General features: G+C 45.0%; 14 protein-coding genes. 7 read left to right on the forward strand and 7 right to left on the reverse strand.

What is annotated here, in order from left to right; translation table 11 throughout:
- The first annotated feature begins 11 nt into the window (after positions 1-11).
- The 6 genes from AB4Z17_RS06015 to AB4Z17_RS06040 all read left to right on the forward strand — a co-directional run bounded on the left by AB4Z17_RS06015 (position 12) and on the right by AB4Z17_RS06040 (position 9961).
- Positions 12-932, forward strand: coding sequence for an ABC transporter permease (locus AB4Z17_RS06015; RefSeq protein ID WP_441958742.1), 921 nt, complete (start codon positions 12-14; stop codon positions 930-932).
- A gap of 18 nt (positions 933-950) precedes the next feature.
- Positions 951-1835, forward strand: a complete 885-nt coding sequence (locus AB4Z17_RS06020) for a carbohydrate ABC transporter permease (RefSeq protein WP_076266517.1) — start codon at positions 951-953, stop codon at positions 1833-1835.
- Between the two features lie 81 nt (positions 1836-1916).
- The gene (locus tag AB4Z17_RS06025) at positions 1917-3581 is read left to right on the forward strand and encodes an extracellular solute-binding protein (RefSeq protein ID WP_441958744.1); all 1665 of its coding nucleotides are present in this window, start codon (positions 1917-1919) and stop codon (positions 3579-3581) included.
- Positions 3582-3725: 144 nt separating this feature from the next.
- Positions 3726-5564 carry a sensor histidine kinase gene (locus tag AB4Z17_RS06030; RefSeq protein ID WP_441910897.1) on the forward strand — a complete coding sequence of 613 codons (1839 nt, stop codon included), beginning with the start codon at positions 3726-3728 and terminating at the stop codon, positions 5562-5564.
- A gap of 3 nt (positions 5565-5567) precedes the next feature.
- The gene (locus tag AB4Z17_RS06035) at positions 5568-7139 is read left to right on the forward strand and encodes a response regulator transcription factor (RefSeq protein ID WP_441910899.1); all 1572 of its coding nucleotides are present in this window, start codon (positions 5568-5570) and stop codon (positions 7137-7139) included.
- Between the two features lie 194 nt (positions 7140-7333).
- Positions 7334-9961: a family 16 glycosylhydrolase gene (locus AB4Z17_RS06040; protein ID WP_441958746.1), complete on the forward strand. Its 2628-nt coding sequence runs from the start codon at positions 7334-7336 to the stop codon at positions 9959-9961.
- A 139-nt stretch (positions 9962-10100) separates the two neighbouring features.
- On the opposite strand, the gene AB4Z17_RS06045 is transcribed toward AB4Z17_RS06040, so the two are convergent.
- The 4 genes from AB4Z17_RS06045 to AB4Z17_RS06060 all read right to left on the reverse strand — a co-directional run bounded on the left by AB4Z17_RS06045 (position 10101) and on the right by AB4Z17_RS06060 (position 18407).
- Positions 10101-10724: a hypothetical protein gene (locus AB4Z17_RS06045; RefSeq protein WP_441958747.1), complete on the reverse strand. Its 624-nt coding sequence runs from the start codon at positions 10722-10724 to the stop codon at positions 10101-10103.
- 136 nt (positions 10725-10860) lie between these two features.
- A complete protein-coding gene (locus AB4Z17_RS06050) occupies positions 10861-13200 on the reverse strand; it encodes a glycoside hydrolase family 3 C-terminal domain-containing protein (RefSeq protein WP_441958749.1) in 2340 nt (779 codons plus the stop codon).
- Between the two features lie 24 nt (positions 13201-13224).
- Positions 13225-15990, reverse strand: a complete 2766-nt coding sequence (locus tag AB4Z17_RS06055; protein WP_441958751.1) for a glycoside hydrolase family 3 N-terminal domain-containing protein — start codon at positions 15988-15990, stop codon at positions 13225-13227.
- Positions 15991-16133: 143 nt separating this feature from the next.
- Positions 16134-18407: a helix-turn-helix transcriptional regulator gene (locus AB4Z17_RS06060; RefSeq protein WP_441958754.1), complete on the reverse strand. Its 2274-nt coding sequence runs from the start codon at positions 18405-18407 to the stop codon at positions 16134-16136.
- A gap of 247 nt (positions 18408-18654) precedes the next feature.
- Here AB4Z17_RS06060 and AB4Z17_RS06065 point away from each other — a divergent pair, with 247 nt between their 5' ends.
- A complete protein-coding gene (locus AB4Z17_RS06065) occupies positions 18655-19506 on the forward strand; it encodes a hypothetical protein (protein ID WP_441958756.1) in 852 nt (283 codons plus the stop codon).
- 138 nt (positions 19507-19644) lie between these two features.
- Here AB4Z17_RS06065 and AB4Z17_RS06070 read toward each other — a convergent pair whose 3' ends face one another.
- Genes AB4Z17_RS06070 through AB4Z17_RS06080 form a run of 3 tightly spaced genes read right to left on the reverse strand, consistent with a single transcriptional unit; the run spans position 19645 to position 20863 of the window.
- The gene (locus AB4Z17_RS06070) at positions 19645-19899 is read right to left on the reverse strand and encodes an SRPBCC domain-containing protein (RefSeq protein WP_441958757.1); all 255 of its coding nucleotides are present in this window, start codon (positions 19897-19899) and stop codon (positions 19645-19647) included.
- A 20-nt stretch (positions 19900-19919) separates the two neighbouring features.
- On the reverse strand, positions 19920-20360 hold the full coding sequence (locus AB4Z17_RS06075) for an SRPBCC family protein (protein ID WP_430056348.1): 441 nt from the start codon (positions 20358-20360) through the stop codon (positions 19920-19922).
- Entirely contained in the window at positions 20357-20863 is a 507-nt protein-coding gene (locus tag AB4Z17_RS06080; RefSeq protein WP_441958759.1) for a MerR family transcriptional regulator, read from the reverse strand. Before AB4Z17_RS06080 ends, AB4Z17_RS06075 begins: the two co-directional genes overlap by 4 nt.
- Between the last annotated feature and the right edge of the window lie 221 nt (positions 20864-21084).

A 21084-nucleotide genomic window follows, 5' to 3' on the forward strand; every position in this document is an offset into this window, starting at 1 on the left:
GGGCGCAGAACATGTTTCAAAACAGGACGGGACAAATAAAAACTTTTTTTAGGCAGTGGCAATTGCAAAGCATGGTAATCCCAGGCATTATATGGATGTTCATCTTTTGTTATATTCCAATGTTTTGGCTGATTATTGCATTTATGGACTTCAGTATCGCCAAGCCCATGCTGCAATCACCCTTTGTAGGGCTGAAACACTTTCAAGATTTTATTACGGATGACCGTTTTTGGCGCTCGATCCGCAATACGCTAGGGATGAGCAGCATCAAGCTGCTGCTAGGTTTTCCCATTCCCATCTTTTTCGCCCTGATGCTTAATGAAATACGGACGATTCGATTTAAGCGCACAGTACAAACCATTTCATACCTTCCGCACTTTATTGCCTGGACCATTTTTGGCGGCATTATGCTCAATTGGCTGGGCGAGGGCGGTGTCATCAACCAACTGATGATGGCGCTCGGATTGCAGGATCGCGAAGTTTTGTTTAATAGTGACGCTAAATATTTTTGGTGGATTACCTATTTCTCCGATACGCTGAAGGAAACGGGCTGGAGTGCCATCATTTATATCGCTGCAATCGCTGGCATTGATCCAGGGCTATATGAGGCAGCGGAGCTCGATGGCGCCAACCGTTGGCAGCGGATGTGGCACATTACCATTCAAAGCATACGTCCTACCATCGCTATTTTGTTCATCCTCGCTGTCAGCGGGATACTCGGCAGCAACTTTGAACAGATCTTTATGTTGAAGAACAACATGAACATGAAGATGGCCGAAAGCCTGGATTTGTACATCTATAACATGGGCTTGGTATCTGGGCGCCATTCCTTCTCAACAGCCGTCTTGTTTGTCCGCTCCATTGTGGCGTTAGGGCTATTATTTTTGGCCAATTACACATCCAAGAAATTAACTGGCGACAGCATTTTTTAAGAAAGAGAGGGCAGAAACATGGAAAGACGCAGAAGATTGCGGCGAATTGGAGTATTTGAGGTGTGCAATGCGCTGCTGATGCTGGCAGTTTGCTTCATAACGCTGTACCCGATGTGGTTTGTATTTATAAATTCGCTTAATGCGCCGGAGCAAGCCATGCTGGGCACCGTAAACTGGTTTCCCAAGGAATTCTCACTAGCCAGCTACAGTGTTGTATTCAATGATAAAAGTCTAATGCACGGCTTCTACATTACTACGCTGCGCACGGTGATAGGAACAGCGGTACATGTGTTATTTACCGCCATTGTAGCTTATGGAATGAGCAAATCCAACTTAATCGGCCGCAAAATCTATCTCAAAATCGCCTTGATTACGATGTTGTTTTCAGGCGGCTTAATTCCTTCCTTTATTCTGATGACCAAGCTGGGCCTTTACGACAGCTTTTGGGTATTCATCATCCCGGCTATGTACACTTTTTTCAATATGGTTATATTCATGAGCTTCTTCCGCACTATTCCGGACAGCTTAGAGGAATCCGCAAAGGTAGACGGTGCTTCTGATTATGGCGTTCTGTTTCGAATCGTATTGCCTAACAGCATGGCCGTACTGGCTACCATATCGCTTTTCTCAGCCGTCTATCACTGGAATGATTATTATCAGGGCGTAATCTACATTCGCTCGCAGGATCAGCTGCCTATGCAAACCATACTGTACAAAATCATTGCGGAGAACTCCATGTCCTTCATGCAGCAGCAAGCCATGGCTCAATTCGGCGCAAGACTGCCTGGCAACTCCATCAAATTTGCATCAATGATGGTGGCAACGCTGCCAATTCTCGTGTTCTATCCCTTTATTCAGCGCTATCTGGTCAAAGGCGTAATGATTGGTGCGATTAAAGGGTAAGTGCTGTACGTTTCTCTAAGCAATCGTTAGCGAGGCGTATGGAACCTATAAAAACAATAGTAAAGAAAGGGTGTTCATGTCATGAAGCACAACCTCATCAAGCTAAGCATGGTAATCATTTTAGCCGTAATACTTACATTAGGCTTGGCCGCATGTACAAAATCGGAGAATAACGAAAACAAGCCGACTTCAACGCCTGCGGAAAGTACCGAGCAGCCACAAGGCGAATCAACGCCAAGCCCCGAACAGCCTGCTTGGCAGCTGGATACCAGTCCAGTCGAGCTCTCGTGGTTCGTAGGCGCATCCTGGTATGCCCACAGCTGGGGAGAGAGCTTGACTTCCAAGTACGTGACCGAAAAAACAGGCGTCAATATTAAGCTCGAAGTTCCTTCAGGAGAAGCAAACGAGCATATTACCTTGATGATGACCTCTGGCAAGCTGCCAGACTTAATTTCTATGGGCTCTTGGGAAAACGCTGTCAAGAAATTATGGGAAGGCGACCATGTATATGCTTTAAATGAATTGGCGGAGCAGTATGATCCCTACTTCTTCAAGGTGGCGGGAGACGGCACACTGAAGTGGTATCGTCAAGAAAATGGCAATACGTATGGCATTCCGAATGACTCCTATAGCCCTAATCTCATGCATGAAACAGGCATGACAGCCGCCAATCAAACTTTTTTGGTGAGAAAAGATCTGTACGAAGAGATGGGCAAACCAGATTTGAGCACGCCGGAGGGCTTTCTAAATGCACTGCAGCTGCTCAAGGATAAGTATCCCGAGTATAAAGGCCAACCGATTAGTCCCTTCTTTGCACAGGGGAATGTTCCTTACGGGATGAGTGAATACCTGCAAAATCTACTCGCTGTTCCGCATGAAAAAGACGGCAAAGTATACGACCGCATTACCGATCCAGATTACCTTGCTTGGCTGAAAACCTTCCGCACAGCATACGAGCGCGGACTAATTAATGTAGATTTCCTAGTGGACTCCGATACGCAAGTAGAGGAAAAAACGAACAACGCCCGCTACTTCATGATGATTCGCGAGTGGACGGGAATGACGGCTGTCAATCCGATGCTGGCCGCAAGCGGGAACCCGGATTCCAACTACATTGCAGTAGATGGACCGCAGAACAGCAAGGGTGATTCTGCGAAGCTGTTCCCTGGCAACATGGACGGCTGGATGGTTACAATGATTAGCAAATCAACTAAAAATCCTGAACGTGCTATCCGCTTCCTGACGTACCTAGCCAGTGAAGAAGGCCAACGAGATTTATTCCTTGGCAAGGAAGGCGAGACGTGGGAAATGGTGAGCGGCAAGCCGCAGCTGAAGGCTGAATTGGTGAAATTGCTTGAAACGGATATTGAAAAGTTTGAAAAGGAATACGGCATTATGGATACCTACTGGATGATGCCGAACCCTGTTATTATCAACCAATGGAGACCGGAGAAAGCTCCCGTCATTAAGCAAATGGAGGACTTCGCCAATGCGCAGGCCGATATTGACAGCGGCATCTACAAAGGCTTAGATCCACTGGGTGATTCTGAGGTAGCGGTAGCCTGGTCACGCATCTCTCAAAATTGGGAGGAAGTGTTGCCTGAGCTGATTACGGCTAAGGATGAAGCAGCTTTTGATAAAATCTTTGATAATTTTCTTGCCCGCCGCGTGAGTTACGGTTTCGACAAGGTGATGGAATATCGCCAAGCCGAGCTGGATGTACGAAAAGCAAAAATGGCGGAGTAATTACACCTATACGCTATTTACTGCCGGCTGCCGAAATGGTGGCCGGTATTTCCGACTTTACTTGCACATTTGTAAGTAACGCCTTGTTACCTACCAGCCGGTTTGTAATATATGGTATATTACGGAGGTAGGGAGGGCCGTTAAATGAAGTATATGCTGACCAAAATGAGAAAGCTTTACCGCAATGCCCGCATATCCCAAAAGCTGTTTCTAGCCTTTAGCCTAGTCATTGCGATCCCTGCCATTTTGGTGTCCTTTTTATTTATCCGTATACAGGAAGCCCAGTTATACAAAGACGCTATGGCCACCGGCAGCAGCCATGTCGCACGGCTGAACGAACAGCTGCGCAGCAAAATGGACATGTTTGAAAACGCTTCCTCAACAGCACTGACTCAAAAGGCATTCGTGGATTTTATCCACTCCAATATGCGCGGGGATGGCCTCCGCCTCGTGAAATTTAAACAAAATCAATTTGAGCAGATGCATAATATCATTGAAAGCCATGAGATGATCAGTGAGCTCAGCTTTTATGTCGATAACCCTAACCTGTTCGAAATTTGGCCTGAAATTTATCATTATGACAAGTTTTGGCCGCAGGATTATTGGGAGACCCTTCGAGATGAAGGCGGCGCAGCATACCGCCTGTTTGCATTTAAAGATGGCGAGCATACGCTAGCCTATTATCGGTTGGTACGCCTTCAGGGCCAACAAAACAAATTTCCTACCATTATGGAAATTCGTGCCGAGCACAGCATATTTTTCAACGACCTGCTGGAGGAGAGCGGAGGAGATTTCTTCTCGGTTGTCATGGACGGAACTAACCCTTCAAAAAATATATACAATCCGCAGCATCTATTTTCTCAAACCGCTGGGGAGGGGCTGAACAGTATTCTTGGCAGCATTCATCGGCAGCTGGACGTACTTCAACAGGATAGCCCCTTGAAGGTCCAAGTAGGAGATCAAACCTACTACGCACTTTATCGTTATATCGCTCCACTGAACGCTTATGTTGTAGATATTGCTTCCCATCAAGCACTTATGAAGGGTCCGCGCAGCTGGTATGCCTTTGTGGTAGTAATTGCTTTATGTGTATTGATGCTGATCATGCTGCTCGTATCGCATACGACCCGCCGCATTTTCCGTCGACTCGACAGCGTATTATCTTCTATGCGTCAGGTGCGGAAAGGCCAATTGGATGCGAAGATTAATATCGGCCTAGATGAACACGAGACCGGTGATGAAATCGATGAGGTAGCCATCAGCTACAACAAAATGCTGGACGAAATTAGTCGTCTGATGACGCAGGTGGTGGACAAGCAGCTCATTGCCAAAAACGCACAGCTGCACTCACTCCATTCGCAGATCAATTCACACTTCTTGTATAACGCGCTGGAATCCATTCGGATGCTAGCGGAGGTTCAGCAGCAGCCTGCAATCGCCGATGCGCTCGTATCGTTAGGCTCGCAGCTGCGCTACAGCATGCAGTGGCGAAGCGATACCGTCGCCCTCCGTGAGGAGCTCGCCAACATTGAAAGCTATATCAAATTCATTAACTTTATGGAGGGCGGCAGCATCGTATTAACGGCGGATCTCCCGCAGGAGGTGCTTCACTTTGCTATTCCTAAAATGTGCATGCAGCCCATCGTTGAAAATGCGGTTCATCATGCGGCACCTTTAGGCGGCAGTGTGCACATACAAATGACCGTACAAGTGGAGAATGACAGCCTATTGCGAATTGAGATACGCGATGACGGTGCGGGTGTTGATCCGAAGATGCTGGCTAGTCTGCAGGCTGTGCTGAGCGGCGATTCAGATACGCCAATTGTGACCAGCAAAAACGGCCTCGGCCTCGAAAACGTGCATAAGCGCCTGCAGCTTCATTATGGCAAGGGCTGCGGTCTTTCAATTGACAGTGTACAGGGCGCTTATACCTGTGTAACCTTACGTTTGCCTTGGGAAAATGTGAATCTTGGAGGATGGTAGGGCATGATCAATATTCTAATTGTAGATGATCAAAAGCACATACGCGATGGCCTGCAGGCCATGCTGCGCCAATTTCCACTGCAGCTTGATGCTATTTATTGTGCCGCTAACGGAATTGAGGCGCTGCACTTATTGCGTCAGCATAACATTCATCTGGTGATTACCGATATTATGATGCCGGATATGGACGGACTGGCGCTAATGGAGCAAACCAAAGAAGAGCACCTCAACGTGGATTACCTCATAATTAGCGGCTATAGTGATTTTGCTTATGCCCAGAAAGCCATTGGGCTTGGGGCAAAAGGCTACCTGCTCAAGCCGGTAAAACGGGAGGATCTGCTTACCGCAGTAGAGCATATTGGTCAGGAAATAAAGGCGCGGCAAGCCCTTTCCCGCAATATGGAGCATATGTCCCGCCGCGCTGAGGAGACAGACCGTAAAGAGCTTTGCATGTTTATGCAAGGCGCAGTGAACGATGAGGCATGGATTCGGCAGGTTCAGCAGCAAAACCCAAAACTTTGGCACAATTACCGTCTATGCCTGTTGCGGGAAGAACTATGGATCAACCAACCGGGGGCAGACAGTGCCCATAGCATCGAATCTATTGCTTACCGTGTCTATGGCAGTCAAGGATATATATGCCTGCAGCACCGCCCATACCTGATTCTTGCGGTCGATGCGGCCACAGATACGAATGCTTTGCCTGCTGCACTTAAGGCAAGTCAGATTGATGCCACAGCGGCTATGACTGGAACCCAGCAAGGCTTAAAAGGGCTTCCCGGCAGCTATACACAGGTGCTTGAACTATATCGCCATAGCTATTTATTCCCTGATAAGAGGTGCATCCTACCCGCGCATATGGAGAGGCTGGAGTCGCAATGGGAAATTCCCTATGAAGAGCTATATGCCCTGTTTCAGCTTATTGGCACCAAAAACAGCGGAAAAATTGCCCAAGGCATTTCTACGCTATTCCACAAAAATGTGCTGCAGCGATATCATATACGGTACACGCAGCAGTTATGCAGCGCAACGGTGCAGATGCTGGAGGAGTATGAGCGGGTGATCCGTCCCTACATGGGGGAAGAGGCGCTTGATATCGAATGCTTGCGGAATCTATTCGATTATCCGGGGATTCGAGATTATATTCAGGCGCTGCAGCAGCAGCTGCTTCGGCTGAACCAGTTTTATTATGATTACAAGTGCAGCTATCGCAAAACGCAGGACTTAAATGAAGCCATTCGTTTTATACACGAATGTTATCATAAGCCGCTGGACCTCGCGATGGTATCTAACCACGTGTCGCTTAATTACGCCTATTTTTCCAACCTGTTTAAAAAGAATGTTGGCAAAGGCTTTGCAGAATACCTGCGCGATGTGCGCCTAGATAAGGCTCGCCGCTTGCTAGCTGAAACCGATCATAAAATCGTCGAGGTAGCCACCATGGTTGGGTATGAAAGCTACAAAAGCTTTACAAGGGCATTTCGCGATGTGATGAATATGCAGCCCACGGAGTACCGGCAGCTGATGCGGCGGAAGCTTGAAAGAGAAGGAAAATATCAGGGCAAAGCGCTATGAGCCTTCAAAAATAATCAAAACCTAAAAAATTGGGTCATAACAAAAACAAATGGACCTTTCCAGCTGTTAATTGTATTCGATAGAATAAAGGTGCACTCCAATGTAAGCGGTTTCCTCCGAGTACTTACACAATCAATTGCCTCAAAATAAAAGGAGCCGCAGGGGTAACCATATTTTATTGAAGGAGGACAATAATGAAGGTACTTCACCATTCACAGAAACGGTTTAAGCGGAAGGTACTGAGCTTGTTCTTGGCGGTAGCGATGATGGCGAGCGTCGGGCTATTGCCATTTTCGAAAATTCAAACCGTCGATGCAGCAGGCACCACCGTTACCTCTATGGCTTACTTTTCAGCAGCAGATGGACCTGTCATTTCAAAATCAGGGGTTGGGCAAGCAAGCTACGGTTTCGTTATGCCTATATTTAACGGGGGCTCCGCCACATGGAACGATGTTTCCGATGACGTAGGCGTAAAAGTGAAAGTAGGGGGCAACTGGGTCAATATTGACAGTGCCAGCGGCTACGTCTATAACCAAAACTGGGGGCATTGGAACGACAGCGGAACGTATGGCTACTGGTTCACTCTCTCCGCAACAACAGAAATTCAGCTGTATTCTAAAGCTAATGGAACGACCCTTAACTACACGCTTGTGTTTCAAAATATAAACAAAACAACGATTACGGCTATGACCCCTACCCAAGGGCCACAAATTACAGCAGGCTTTACAGGAGGTGCAGGCTTTACTTATCCTACCTTCAACAATAATCCAGCCATTATTTATGAGGCCGTAGCGGATGATTTGAAGGTGTTTGTAAAACCCGTAAACAGCAGCACTTGGATTGATATCAACAATAATGCTGCCAGCGGCTGGATCTATGATAGCAACTTCGGCCAATTCACCGAAGGAGGCGGCGGCTTCTGGTTTACGGTAACGGAGTCGATCAACGTAAAACTTGAATCAAAAACCTCTTCGGCTAACGTCATTTATACGATAACCTTTAATCAACCCGTAAGAAATTCATATGTCATTACTCCCTACGATGGAACAACCTACACAGCAGATGCGAAAGGCGTCATCGGCATACCGCTGCCTAAAATCGATGGTGGCGCGCCAATAGGCACTGAGCTTGGAAAATTCGTTTACCAAATTAATATCAACGGGCAATGGGTGGATATGGCAAACTCCAGCCAGAGCGGATTTTCATATTCCGGCAATGGTTACAATAACATGTCCGATGCCAATCAGTGGGGATATTGGGCCGACTATATTTATGGCCTTTGGTTCCAGCCCGTCCAGGTGAATATGCAAATTCGAATCGGCTACCCATTGAATGGGCAGGCAGGCGGAAGTGTTGGCAGCAACTTCGTTAACTATACCTTTATCGGAAATCCGGATGCTCCCCGTCCAGATGTATCCGATCATGACGATGTGGCAATCGGAACGCCAAGCGACCCAGCCATTGCGGGCATGAATCTCATCTGGCAGGATGAGTTTAGCGGTACAGTGCTCGATACGAACAAATGGAACTATGAAACCGGCTATTATATCGGTAACGATCCCAACAGCTGGGGCTGGGGCAATGCAGAGCTGGAGCACTATACCAATAGTACACAAAATGTATTTGTACAGGACGGCAAGCTGAATATCCGGGCGTTGAACGATCCAAAATCGTTCCCGCAGGATCCAAGCCGGTATGCTCTATATTCCTCAGGCAAAATAAATACGAAAGATCATCTATCCTTCCAGTATGGCAGAGTGGATATTCGTGCGAAGCTGCCTACAGGCAATGGTGTCTGGCCCGCGCTCTGGATGCTTCCAAAAGATTCAGCTTACGGTGCATGGGCCGCATCTGGTGAAATTGATATTATGGAAGCCAAAGGACGTTTGCCTGGCACAACTAGCGGCGCTGTGCACTTTGGCGGACAATGGCCAGTGAATCGATATATTGCTGGGGAATATCATTTCTCGGAAGGGCAAACCTTTGCCAATGATTATCATGTGTATACGATGATCTGGGAAGAGGATAACATTAAATGGTACGTGGATGGGGAATTCTTCTTTAAAGTCTCCAGAGACCAATGGTACTCTGTAGCTGCACCGAACAATCCGAACGCTCCATTCGACCAGCCTTTCTACATCATTATGAATCTCGCGATCGGCGGTCATTTTGATGGCGGTTTAGCACCAAGTCCATCTGATATTCCTGCGACGATGCTGGTGGATTATGTGCGGGTTTATAAAGAAAACGGTGGCCAAAATCCTACGAACGTGCCTGTTACCGGTGTAACTTTAAACCAGAGCACTGCACAGCTGCAAGTAGGACAGAGTGTACAATTAAACGCCAATGTTGCACCCTCTAATGCAACAAATAAACAGGTCACTTGGAGCGTTTCGGGCACCAGCATCGCTTCCGTAAATCAGAACGGTGTGGTGACAGGGCTCGCTCCAGGAACAACAACGGTTACGGCAACAACGGCTGACGGCAACAAAACAGCCAGCTCTACCATCACGGTTGTACCCGCGCCATCAACCGTTATTGTCATTGGCGATGCGGTGCGCGGCCTGAAAAAAGCGGGCAATAACTTGACGTTTTATGTGAATGGCGCCACCTTTGCCGATTTGCACTACAAGATAAATAACGGCGCGCAGCAAAATGTAGCCATGACCTCAGCAGGAAACGGCAACTATACTTACCCTGTAAACAACCTGCAGTCAGGGGATACCGTCGAATACTTCTTTACCTATAATCCGGGGCAAGGCGCGCTGGATACTCCTTGGCTCACCTATATTCATGGGGTAACTCAAGGGACACCAGAATGAACTTGGCTTAATCCAGAATAGCAAGCGAGGCAGTAATCTCAAACAGGCGAGGGGGAATGTTCCCCCTCGCCTTTCCTATTTCWTCAACCAAAACTACGGAATGCCTGCTGATAAGAATGACATACTCATACGATTTTTGCTACCCCTGCTTTGCAGGCTCTTGTTTAAAAATAATTTTAAATATAGGGTAAAATACTAAAAATGAAATTGTACTATTGATAACCATTGTAATAACGTCTGCTGCTGTTTCTCCAAATGAACCCATTCCCCATGTGTTCATGAATAAGTTATAAATAGGAGCTTTATAAAATCCTTGAGCTGCTGCAGCACCAAAGGTGATCACAATGTACGCTAATACATACCAAAAAGCAGCCGTCCAAATATTGCTGTTCGATTTAAATGTAATATTTCTCTGTGCGAAAAAATTAATAATCTGTGCAATGCCGAGCGTTATTTGAACAGCAAGGAAATAGCCAAGCCCGCCTCCGCCTCCTGACGCAAGCGATCCAGCTGCATAATCGAATACATAATAAGCACTTCCATCAAAGTTACTGCCGAGCTGTAAAACTTGAAAGCTTATCGTTAGTAAGGATGTCTGCGCGAATATAAGTTTAATTAAAGGCATCAAAATAAGCTGCAATGATGTAATCCCAACACTCAATATTAAGAATACGATGAATTGTGTAATATTAGGATGCCGTTCCTTCTGTTTATTCCAAAAACCGATGATTCCTGTATTTTTTTTGATTTCTATTACGCTCATATTATTCGTTATCTCCTCTGTCACACCTGTTATGTTCTTATTCCTCTTTGCTCAAAATAATTCTGTAGGAAGTGAAAAAGGAGATACCGTTGTATCTCCTTTTTCATTCTTTATTTAATTGACGCTTAACCACTCGTTATCGGTTTATCCATTTCAACAGCTTCAAAATTTGCTTACGGCTAATTTTCCCGCCGGTAAAACGATCGATTTGACGAAACGGCATATTCAGAACAAAGTAAACATTATTCGCTAAAAGCGGCTTATTAACAGCGTCAAAAAACCTTTTAAAGAAAAACACAACATGATAGATGGTTTTCCCCAGTCCGTTCTTATATTTAGCTTGAGCGATGGTGTCGTTTAAACCCAAATCATGTTTTGGGTTCCAGGTAGGCGATGGGGGCTCGTATCCCAAAAGCCGCTTATATTCCGCTGCCGTTACTTCGTGAACATGTCCGCTAAAATAATGCGGGAATTGCTCCTTCGTGTGCTCGCAAGAAACAGAATCCCCTGTAAGCGTAATCCGTTCACTTAACAGAATGGATTGAATCGAACTGCCGATTTGAATGTCGTAAGCCCCCGGTTCAACTGCCCATTCATTAATTGTCGGATTGTAATAGGAGAAATCACGTTCCTCCAGCGTTATCGTAACCCTTTTGCTTTCGCCCGGCTCCAAAAACACCTTTTCAAAGCCTTTTAATTCACGTTTTGCTCTGAATATGGCGGAATCGTGTTTCTGAATGTACAGCTGTGCAACCTCTTCACCCGGGACAGCACCTGTATTGGTAATCGTAAACGAAGCTTTATACTGATCAACTGTTAAATCTGCATACTCAAAGGTTGTGTAAGACAGCCCATAACCAAACGGAAATAACACAGGCTTCTCCACGGTATCAAAATAGCGGTAACCGATAAAAATACCTTCGATATGTTCCGCCGTTGCCTCCTTGCCCGGATAATAAGGGGCAGAAGAAACATCGCCGTATGAGATCGGGAAGGTTTCGCTAAGCTTGCCGCTTGGATTGTATGCCCCAAGCAATACACTCGTTAACGCTTCAGCGCTACCTTGCCCGGATAAATAGGTATGAATGATGGCTTTCACATCATGTACAAACGGCATTTCAATGGCACCGCCGCCGGCAACAATTACTACAACATTGGAATTAACTTTCGTCAATGAACGAAGCAAGTCCAGCTGGTTCTCGCGTAAGCTGAGATTCTCGCGGTCGACACCTTCCGCTTCACTGCCTTCGTCCAGTCCCAAGAACAACAGAACGGTATCAGCTTGGTCAGCTAACGTTACGGCTTCTTTTACTAACCGATCATTATTTCCGCCCATTCGATTGAAGCCTTTCGCGTACCCAACGATCGGCAAACCAGATTGACTGAGCACATCGCAGGCATTGGACAGCTTAGCAGGATTAATAAGCGAGCTTCCAGCACCCTGGTAGCGAGGATTTTTGGCAAAATCGCCAATAATTGCAATCTTTTTATCCTGCCCAAGCGGCAAAATATGACCCTCGTTTTTCAGTAGCACAATCGAACGTTTGGCAGCTTCTATCGCTTTGTGATGATGCTCCTCATAGTCAATGCGCGGCGCGGAGCTATCATTTAACTGGGTGGTAAAGACCAGCTCTAACAGTCGATGAACGGCATYATCCAGCACCTCTTCAGCTAATTCATTGCTTCTAACCGCTTGCACGATTTCTTTATCCGTAATCCCATTGGTTGCGGGCATTTCCAATTGATTCCCTGCTTTTAAGCCCGCAACACGGTCATTATTACCGCCCCAGTCGGTAACGACTACGCCATCAAATCCCCATTCTCCGTAAAGAATATCCTGCAGCAAATAGTCGTTTTCATTGGCGAACGTGCCGTTTACTTTATTGTATGAGGTCATGATTGTTTTTGGCTTACCCTTCTCAACTACACGTCTGAACCCTTCCAAATACAGCTCTCTTAACGAGCGTTCATCTACAACCTCATCAATCGTCATTCGCATATGCTCTTGGCTGTTGACCGCAAAATGTTTTGGGCAGGCAGAAATGCCGTTGTCTTGAATGCCTTTCACCATCTCGCTCGCTAATTCGCCCGTTAGATAAGGGTCCTCGGAAAAATATTCAAAGTTGCGGCCGCATAACGGATTCCGCTTGATGTTTAATCCAGGGCCAAGCAGCACACTCACTTTTTCACTAGCCGCTTCTTTTCCAATCGTTTGGCCCACTTCATAAATCAATTGCCTATCCCAACTATTAGCCAAGGTTGCCGCTGTCGGAAAGCAAGTGGCAGGCAGACTTTTATTTAAGCCTAAGTGGTCTGCCTTTCCGCCTTGCTTCCTGAGTCCATGAGGCCCATCTGTCAGCATAATGCTTGGAATATTTAATCGATCGATCGCTTTTGTATTCCAGAAATTTGCGCCAGACATTAAAGACGCTTTTTCTTCTAAGGTCATGCTTTCAATTAATGCTTTATACTTCATTTCATTCACCCTGCTTCCAAACGCTTATGATTTGAATAAGTAGGTTTGCAGGATCGTGTACAACACATGATGAACACTTGTGCGAACTCCGTTTGCAATACCTGAAGGATCCTTCTTGTATGCTTCTTTCAACAATTTAACGTTTTTACTTGGCGTCATAATATCCAACATGAGGTCATTGCCTGCTACAACAGCATCCGGTGCTTTCATAAAACCAAAAACCGCATCGCTTGAAACAAATCCTTCGAAGCCCCATTCTTTGCGCAAAATATCATTTAGCAAGACAGAATTCGCTCCGGCCCACTTTGTTCCGATGATGGAGAAGCTGGACATTGCGCCTAGAGGGCTGCTTTCTTTCACTGTAATCTCAAACGGCTTCAAGTAGAGTTCGCGAATCGCTTGCTCGTTAGCCCATATTAGATTGCCTGAACGAGCGTTTGTTTCTTGATCATTTAAAGCAAAGTGCTTCATGAAGGCAATAATGCCTTGGTCTTCCGCACCATTTATCATAGAAGCTGCCATTTTTCCTGAAAGCACGGGATCTTCGGAGAAGTATTCAAAGTTGCGGCCGCCTTGTGCCGTACGGTGAATATTCATACCCGGTGCATACCAGCCTTGAATGCCATACGCACGCGCTTCTTTGCCGACAGCTTCTCCCATTCGATACGCCAAATCATTGTTCCATGTTGCTGCAATGACGATTTCAGACGGATATGATGCTGCTTCGATTGGCTTAAAGAAGTAGCTGAATCCAGCCGGTCCGTCCATTAACAGCGTTTTTGGAACGCCCAAACGGTCGATAGCCATCGTACGATAGGCGCCGTTTGCTACATAATCGATCATTTCATCCATGGTTAACTGATCCAAGAAGGTAGCCCATTTCGGATCATCAAAAGCTAAACCTTTCAGATCCTCCAATTTCAAGCCATTATCGGCACCAATCGTTGGCATTTCCATATTGGAAGCTTCCTTCTTTTTCGAGAAGGCATCGAGCACATATTCCGGTGCTTCATGACTAATATTCTCATCTGAAGGATATGTCTTCTTCCAATCATTACGCGACAAATAGGTGATTTCACCTTTTGCTAGGTCAAAACGATTTTCGTAAGCCGTCTTAGTATCCTTGTCTTCTTTAAAGACCTTTTTCTGTGCCAGCTCAAGGTCATAGCTTGCTGCAATATCATGGACGTTGCGAGCTACTTTAATCGAATAGGTACCCGGATCTAATACATAAGCTTCTTCTACGTTCATATCATAAGAAGCCATCTCTTCGGCAGCAAACGAAAGCGTGAGCACTTCGGATTGACCAGCTTCCAGCAGAGACGTTTTTGCATAGGTCGCCAATTCAATTGCCGACTTTTCCGTGCCGCCTGCGATATATGGCGTCGAATAATAAACCTGCACCACATCTTTGCCGGCTCTGTCGCCAACATTTTTCACTTCAACTTTCAGTTCAATCTTCTCTTCCGATAAGGTTTGATTAAGAACCTTCCATTTGAAATCCGTATAGCTTAACCCATGTCCATAAGGATATAACACCGTATCTTTATAGCCTGCTTCATCATTTAAAAAGTAGGTTTCATAGAACCGGTAGCCTACATAAATGCCTTCTTGATAATTGAGGAATGAATACTTCAAATTATCGTATTTGTAGTCTCCGAAGTTCACGCTTGCCGGAGAAGATGAATTGTCATAAACATACGTATCCGTAATACGCCCCGATGGATTGACATTCCCTGCAAGAATATTACCTAATGCGTTTGCTCCGTAAGGTCCAGACGTTCCAATCCACAATACAGATTTAATGGACTCGTATTCTTCTACGAAACCCAGCTCCAGCGCATTCCCTGCATTGACGACAATCGTCACATTTTTAAAGCTATTTGCAACCTTTTCAATCAAGGCACGCTTGTTTTCTGTTAATTTCAACTGTTCATCAGTTGCATCGCTAGCTTCTGTACTCTCACTCGCAATAACAATTAGCGCATTTTCTGAATATGCTTTTGCTTGTTTGATCGCTTCGTCAGTCAAGTAATCAATTTTTGGCTCATCACTTGAATTCATGCCTAGCATACCTTTAACAACTTGAACGATGCCCGTGCTTGCCTTGGCACCCACTCCCGCTTCTGCACCAACTTCTTGATACAGATCATGAAGCTCCGTATTGTAAGCGATGCCGGCATTTTCTAAGCCTTTAAAGAGATTAACCGCACGGGAAGTATCCCCAGCACCCGATCCGCCGCCGCCATAACGCAGCTCTAGTGCCGCTAATCCGAAGACGTTAACTTTTTTATCGTTCAACGGCAGCTGTTTATCTTCATTCTTCAATAGAACAATGCCTTCATTCGCGATTTCTTCAGCTATTTTCCCGCCATATTCACGTGCTGCAATTCCCTCAGGTGAATCGGTAACAGCCGTAATATGTTTTCCTGTCAGCGCATCGATGAGGCCAGAAGCAATGGGACCGAATTGTACAAATAATAATACGACAATAACTGCCACAATCGACCAGCCTGTAAAACGCCTTGGCCTGTTTTTGATTTTCTTGTAACGTTTCGCTTCTTTTTTCATCGCCCTGCGATCTTTGCGGTTTAAAGCTTTCAATTCCATTTTTCTTTGTTGCTTTTTCTCATGCTGTAATTGTTTATCATGATCTATTGCAGCCTTGCGTGCTGTTTCAGGCAGAGCCTTAATTTCTTGCTTTCTTTCTCGAAGCTTCGCTTTATCTTCCTTCACTTTTCGTACGAGTTCACTTTTATTTGCTTGTTTTTTCTTAAAATAGTCCCACACCGTGATCCCCTCCGGTTACATCTATCTTTTTTGCTTAATCTTAATATAGCGCTTACATTAAAACTATGAGGATCTTGTCGAAAAAAAAGCTAAATATTGCGATCCTCGGATTTTCCACGAAATCCAAAGCGCAACATTTAGCATTAATCGTTTGTTTTTTCTAGGTCAATCATAACGATTCCGAATAGGGGGACTTCGAATTCAAGTGTATGATTTCCCTTTATTTTCAGCTGTTCGACGCTTCTTGAAGGTCGATTAATCGCATTCCAATAGGCAATATCTTCAGAGGACAACTTTTTGCATTTCCTTAATTCGGATAGATCTAATCGTTGGTCTACCTGCTCAGGTGTTAATCGTTGCTTTATCAATCGGTAATTTCCTTCCAGGCTTGTAAGTTCAAGATTCACATAAACATACGGACTTTTTGCCTTATGCCAAACCAATTTGAATGGTTCCTGATTTTGATTGATCATCAGATGAAGCTCTTCCTCTGGATAAACGATTAAAATGCGGTAGTTTTCTTGCCGCTTGGTCACGATACAAGATTTATTTTGAAATACAAGCTCGTCAAACAGTCGGTTCACAAACTCTGTCGCATACCAGTTGTCCTTGTAACGACCATCCAGCGTACATAATGACAGTTTACTTGCCAGTTCATCTGGAAAATATTCAAACAGCTTTGCCGAATCGAGCGACAACGGGGAGAAGTAATGGCCTGCTATTTCATTTTGATTCCTCAGGCTTATGTACTGCCAAATATTCGCGCTCGCTTGCGCTAACTCCGAATAGGCGTGTAGATCATCATCCTGTTCGTAAATCTGCATACGGTCTAAAATACGGTCCTGAGCTTTCAGATTCGTACTCGAACCAATGACCCGAATAAAGGCTTCATCGAACAAATAATTAAGCGCAGCCTCAAGCGGAATCTTGCGCATATGTGTCCAATCATCGATGCAATACACGGCATTACGACAATCCATATCAAGCGACACCGCATCTTCAGGCGGCATGGGAAAATGAATAACAACGTTCAGATAACCTTTAAATATCGAAATGGCATTTACTAGCGGCATGCACAGCTCTCGGCTATTCTGCTGTTCATAAAAGCAGCGAAACTCATACATCCAGTCCTGGCTTGTCCCGTAATTTTGCTGCAGATGGAGACTTAATTCGGTCAGTACCGTTTGAAATCCTTTTTTGTTAGGGAAACCTCGCTCCTCCCAATCATCGAAATCGATGGATTGGAATTGAAGGTAAGGCACCATACCGACAGATACAATCTGCTTCAACTTTCGATCCAGCTCTCTAAATGAACAAACAAGTTTACCTTCAATCAGCTGTATATCCACTTTTTTAAAAATATGGGCAACGGCTACCCACTTCACTCCGAGGCGCTGGCGTACTTCAAGCAAACGGCTATCCGTAAGCTCTCCCTTTATTTTCAGCACATGATTGACCTTTGAATGCCGGCCAATCGTTTTATGCAAATCTATTTTAACCTCGATACGATCGGGGACTGAAGCTGAAGCAGTCGGCAGATCGCCTATAGGTACATAAGGTGATAGTAGCGCTACTACATCTTGAGACAGTGTTCCATCTGTATGATTCTGTACCGCTCGGTTTTGACGCTCCTCACGAAATTCAGCAGGCGTTAGATTATACCTCATTTTAAATGCCTCGTTAAATGAGCGTGCATTGGGAAAGCCACACTCAAAAGCAATCGTAACTATCTTGTTGTTCGTACTTTCCAGCATTCGAAAGCTATGAAATAACCGCACTTCTTTGATATAGTTTCCGATTGAAATGCCTAACTGCGTTTTAAAGGAATGCGCCAAGTAGTACTTGCTGCTATAGAACTTTTCAGCTATCTCATCCAGGCTAAGCTTCTCGGCATAATTGACATTGATATAGGATACAATTTCTTTCACTTTGTCCGAAGCAGCATGCGCTTGCTCCTTTTCATCTGCCGCCCCAAGATACCTGTAGAAAAGTCCGATTAATCGTTTCGAATACCCCTCAATCATGTAATCAGAACCGTCTCCGGGATAAATCATTTCAAGATACAAATATGCCATACCCTTTTTCACAAGTTCATAGCCATCTTTTTTGTAAACCATCGATAATGGAATATTTAGCTTAAATGGCGGAAACTCCTCTTGATACTCACCCGTTAAGAATTTCACTGTGAGCGTCGAGTTCTCTTCACTGCCGATCACACGAACAATATCACCTTTATTCAGAACAAATATATCGCCAGTCCGAATCAAAATATCCGAACCGTTACGCATAATTTCCAGATAACCAGAAAGAACAAACCATGCCGTTAACTGCGTGATGAGCAGAAAATCCACTTCCTCAATCGTTTCGATTGCGGCTTGAACGATCTTATCAGGTCCATTTTCCTTCTTATTCAACATCAACAATCTCCTCTACAGATGTGAAGACTATATTGCTTTAGCTTAGTACAAGACAATGTATTTATCCCTATTTATTATAAACTATTCCTTCACTACTCCGATTGATAAAAACAGGCTAGGTGAACTTATAAAAACTTTCTGTTACTTTTTTGCCCAATTCTATAAAAAATATGGAAGAAAATTTCGATATTATGAATAGAAGAGTAAAGCTTAAATGAAAAAACGACATAGGAGCAGGTGTTTAAAGATGAAAATTTACGGATCTACCCCGCATGACTTGAATTTATATATGAACTCGAAACAACAAACCGATAAACCAGTCTTGGTTACAGGAACGATACCCGAGCTGTCGCATGACACCGATACAGTTGAAATAAGCCCGGCCGCCAGGCAGCTGGCGGCATCGGATATTGTGAACCATTCAGCTGTATATTTTGGAACCGTTCAAATCAATGATTCACTGAACCGCCTTCTTACAGATCAGCCCTCAGAGGTGAAGGAAGCTGTTTACGGCATCATTCAATCCAATTTCATTACAGACGTGACCGATGAAGAGGAAAGAGCGGCATTATTAGAACTGGGACTCTCTCAAGCTAAGTATATCGCAGACAACTACTTAAAAGATGACGAAGCGGCAGAATTTATGAATACAATTCATCAAATCGGAGCCATATCCAAAACTAGAACCATAGACCCTGAAACGAAACAAATCCGCTACGAAACTCCGCCGCAAAGGCCTATTGGAGCTCCTGACGATTATATTAAATTGACCGATATGATGCAGAAATTTGAGCCGGAAACGCTGGACAAGCTGCAAGCAGCTATTGTAAACGGAAAAGACTGGGGCAACATCTTGCGAACCTTCGCTGAGAAAGTATCGACTCGCAAGGATTGGGTGCAGGAATATAGAGAAGGAGCAGCCAACCCAATTGGGGATATCGCCGGTGAAAATAGATTTGAAAATGCCTCTACTGCTAGCTTGAATGAGTTTGTCAAAAATATTAGGGACATCATTGCTAATGCTGGATTTGAAAACACTAGGTTATTGACAGACAATATAGAGGCTTTTATGCGAACGTTGAAAAACCCAAATTCATAAACTGCCTGGTTTCAACTACCCTTATCCAAAAATAAAATCGCCGTCTGGTTCCCGATAGGGAGCTTGAACGGCGACAAATTTAGAGTTATCACTTAAGTACTAGTTCTTTCAAGTAAAAGCCGATATTGCTTATCAAAGCTAGTTGGTTAAATTATTCAGAAGCTCTCCCAGTTTATCAAGCAGCTGCTCATTAGCTTCTATACAGATCGGCTTGGATTTTTCAAACTCTTCTTTTTCCTTGAAACGTTGACGGAAGGTGACTCTGGTGCTGCCTTCAATGCTCTCAAAAGTAGCCGTTATCCGAAATTCGTGACCGGACACATGATCAATTTGTCCAAGCTCGAAACACGAGCTCCTGCGGGACATTGTATTCGCGAGCAGCCATAAGTTCATTTTCAACTATTGGCATGTTCCTACTCCCCGTCTACTGTTTTTCCAAGTGCGTCCAACATAATGTTTGTACCATGCTCCCGTATTTCTAGCGTATCGTGTCCGTCAAAGAATGCACCTTGCTCCGTGAAAATCAGCTTTGTACCGTCCTCCACTTTAATAAGCTCTATCGTTGTAATCGAGACGGAGATGCGTGTGCTTCCCGAATCCAGCGTGTACGTGTAAACAATGCGCTGCTCTGGAACAAGCTCCTGATAGTAGGCGTCAAAGGTAAAGACTGGCCCTTCCGGCGGCCCGCCGCTGCTGTACTCCCGCCCGCCGACCTGAAAATCGAAGATCTCTGGCTTCGAAAACCACTTTGCTTTGGCAATTGGATCGGCCCATGCGTGATAAACCCTCTCCGGCGATGCAGCATAAGTCCGCTCGACGACAAAAGTTCCATGTTTGACAAATCGTTCGTTCATTGATTTTCCTCCTTATGTTTTGGACTTCCGCTCTCTATGGCAAGAAAGTCCCCTAACAGGTTCAAATGTCGCTCCCAACTCGTTTGCCGTTCAATGACCGGTTTCTCGAATTCCATTTTCATCGCTTGCAGAAGGCTCGTGAAATCTTCAACTGTTAATTCCGCTTGACCTTGCATTAGCTTGGATACATGTCTGAGCTGCTCCAATAGTTTTTGCTGTCGTTTGATCTGTTCTTTGATTTGATTGATCTGCAGGTTGACGATCTCAAGCGGGCTGATCTGCCCGCCGCTTAAGGCCTGCTTAATCTCCTCGAGAGATAACCCCAGCTCCTTAAGCGATAATATCTGATGCAAGCGTGATAAGTTCGATTCACTATATAGCCGGTGACCCGATTCCGTCTGGTCAGATGGCGATAACAAACCGATTTGATCATAAAAGCGCAGCGTTCTTACGGTCAGCCCCGTCAGATTGGCGAGGTCCCCGACTTTCCAATGTTTCTTCATTAACCATCTCCGATCTTTGGCGCTAGCTATATACCGGTAGCTCTATTGTAAAACATTACGTTACGTAAGGTGCAAGTGGAATTGTATCTCTCTCCCAATTTTTTTGCGTCGCTAATTTTGAACACAGGTTATTTTGTCTAATGGCGCAAACTCCGCCGCGGCGCTATTTTATGCAATTGTAATAAAAAAATACGCTTGGGGTTCCAAGCGCATTTTTGAGT

Source organism: Paenibacillus sp. TAF43_2 (assembly GCF_052113545.1).
Classification (GTDB): domain Bacteria; phylum Bacillota; class Bacilli; order Paenibacillales; family Paenibacillaceae; genus Pristimantibacillus.

Excerpts from the sequence above, each read along its gene's own strand:
- AB4Z17_RS06015 (WP_441958742.1), top strand. The coding sequence starts at position 12 with ATGTTTCAAAACAGGACGGGACAAATAAAAACTTTTTTTAGGCAGTGG.
- AB4Z17_RS06020 (WP_076266517.1), top strand. The coding sequence starts at position 951 with ATGGAAAGACGCAGAAGATTGCGGCGAATTGGAGTATTTGAGGTGTGC.
- AB4Z17_RS06025 (WP_441958744.1), top strand. The coding sequence starts at position 1,917 with ATGAAGCACAACCTCATCAAGCTAAGCATGGTAATCATTTTAGCCGTA.
- AB4Z17_RS06030 (WP_441910897.1), top strand. The coding sequence starts at position 3,726 with ATGAAGTATATGCTGACCAAAATGAGAAAGCTTTACCGCAATGCCCGC.
- AB4Z17_RS06035 (WP_441910899.1), top strand. The coding sequence starts at position 5,568 with ATGATCAATATTCTAATTGTAGATGATCAAAAGCACATACGCGATGGC.
- AB4Z17_RS06040 (WP_441958746.1), top strand. The coding sequence starts at position 7,334 with ATGAAGGTACTTCACCATTCACAGAAACGGTTTAAGCGGAAGGTACTG.
- AB4Z17_RS06045 (WP_441958747.1), bottom strand. The coding sequence starts at position 10,724 with ATGAGCGTAATAGAAATCAAAAAAAATACAGGAATCATCGGTTTTTGG.
- AB4Z17_RS06060 (WP_441958754.1), bottom strand. The coding sequence starts at position 18,407 with ATGTTGAATAAGAAGGAAAATGGACCTGATAAGATCGTTCAAGCCGCA.
- AB4Z17_RS06065 (WP_441958756.1), top strand. The coding sequence starts at position 18,655 with ATGAAAATTTACGGATCTACCCCGCATGACTTGAATTTATATATGAAC.
- AB4Z17_RS06070 (WP_441958757.1), bottom strand. The coding sequence starts at position 19,899 with ATGAACTTATGGCTGCTCGCGAATACAATGTCCCGCAGGAGCTCGTGT.
- AB4Z17_RS06075 (WP_430056348.1), bottom strand. The coding sequence starts at position 20,360 with ATGAACGAACGATTTGTCAAACATGGAACTTTTGTCGTCGAGCGGACT.
- AB4Z17_RS06080 (WP_441958759.1), bottom strand. The coding sequence starts at position 20,863 with ATGAAGAAACATTGGAAAGTCGGGGACCTCGCCAATCTGACGGGGCTG.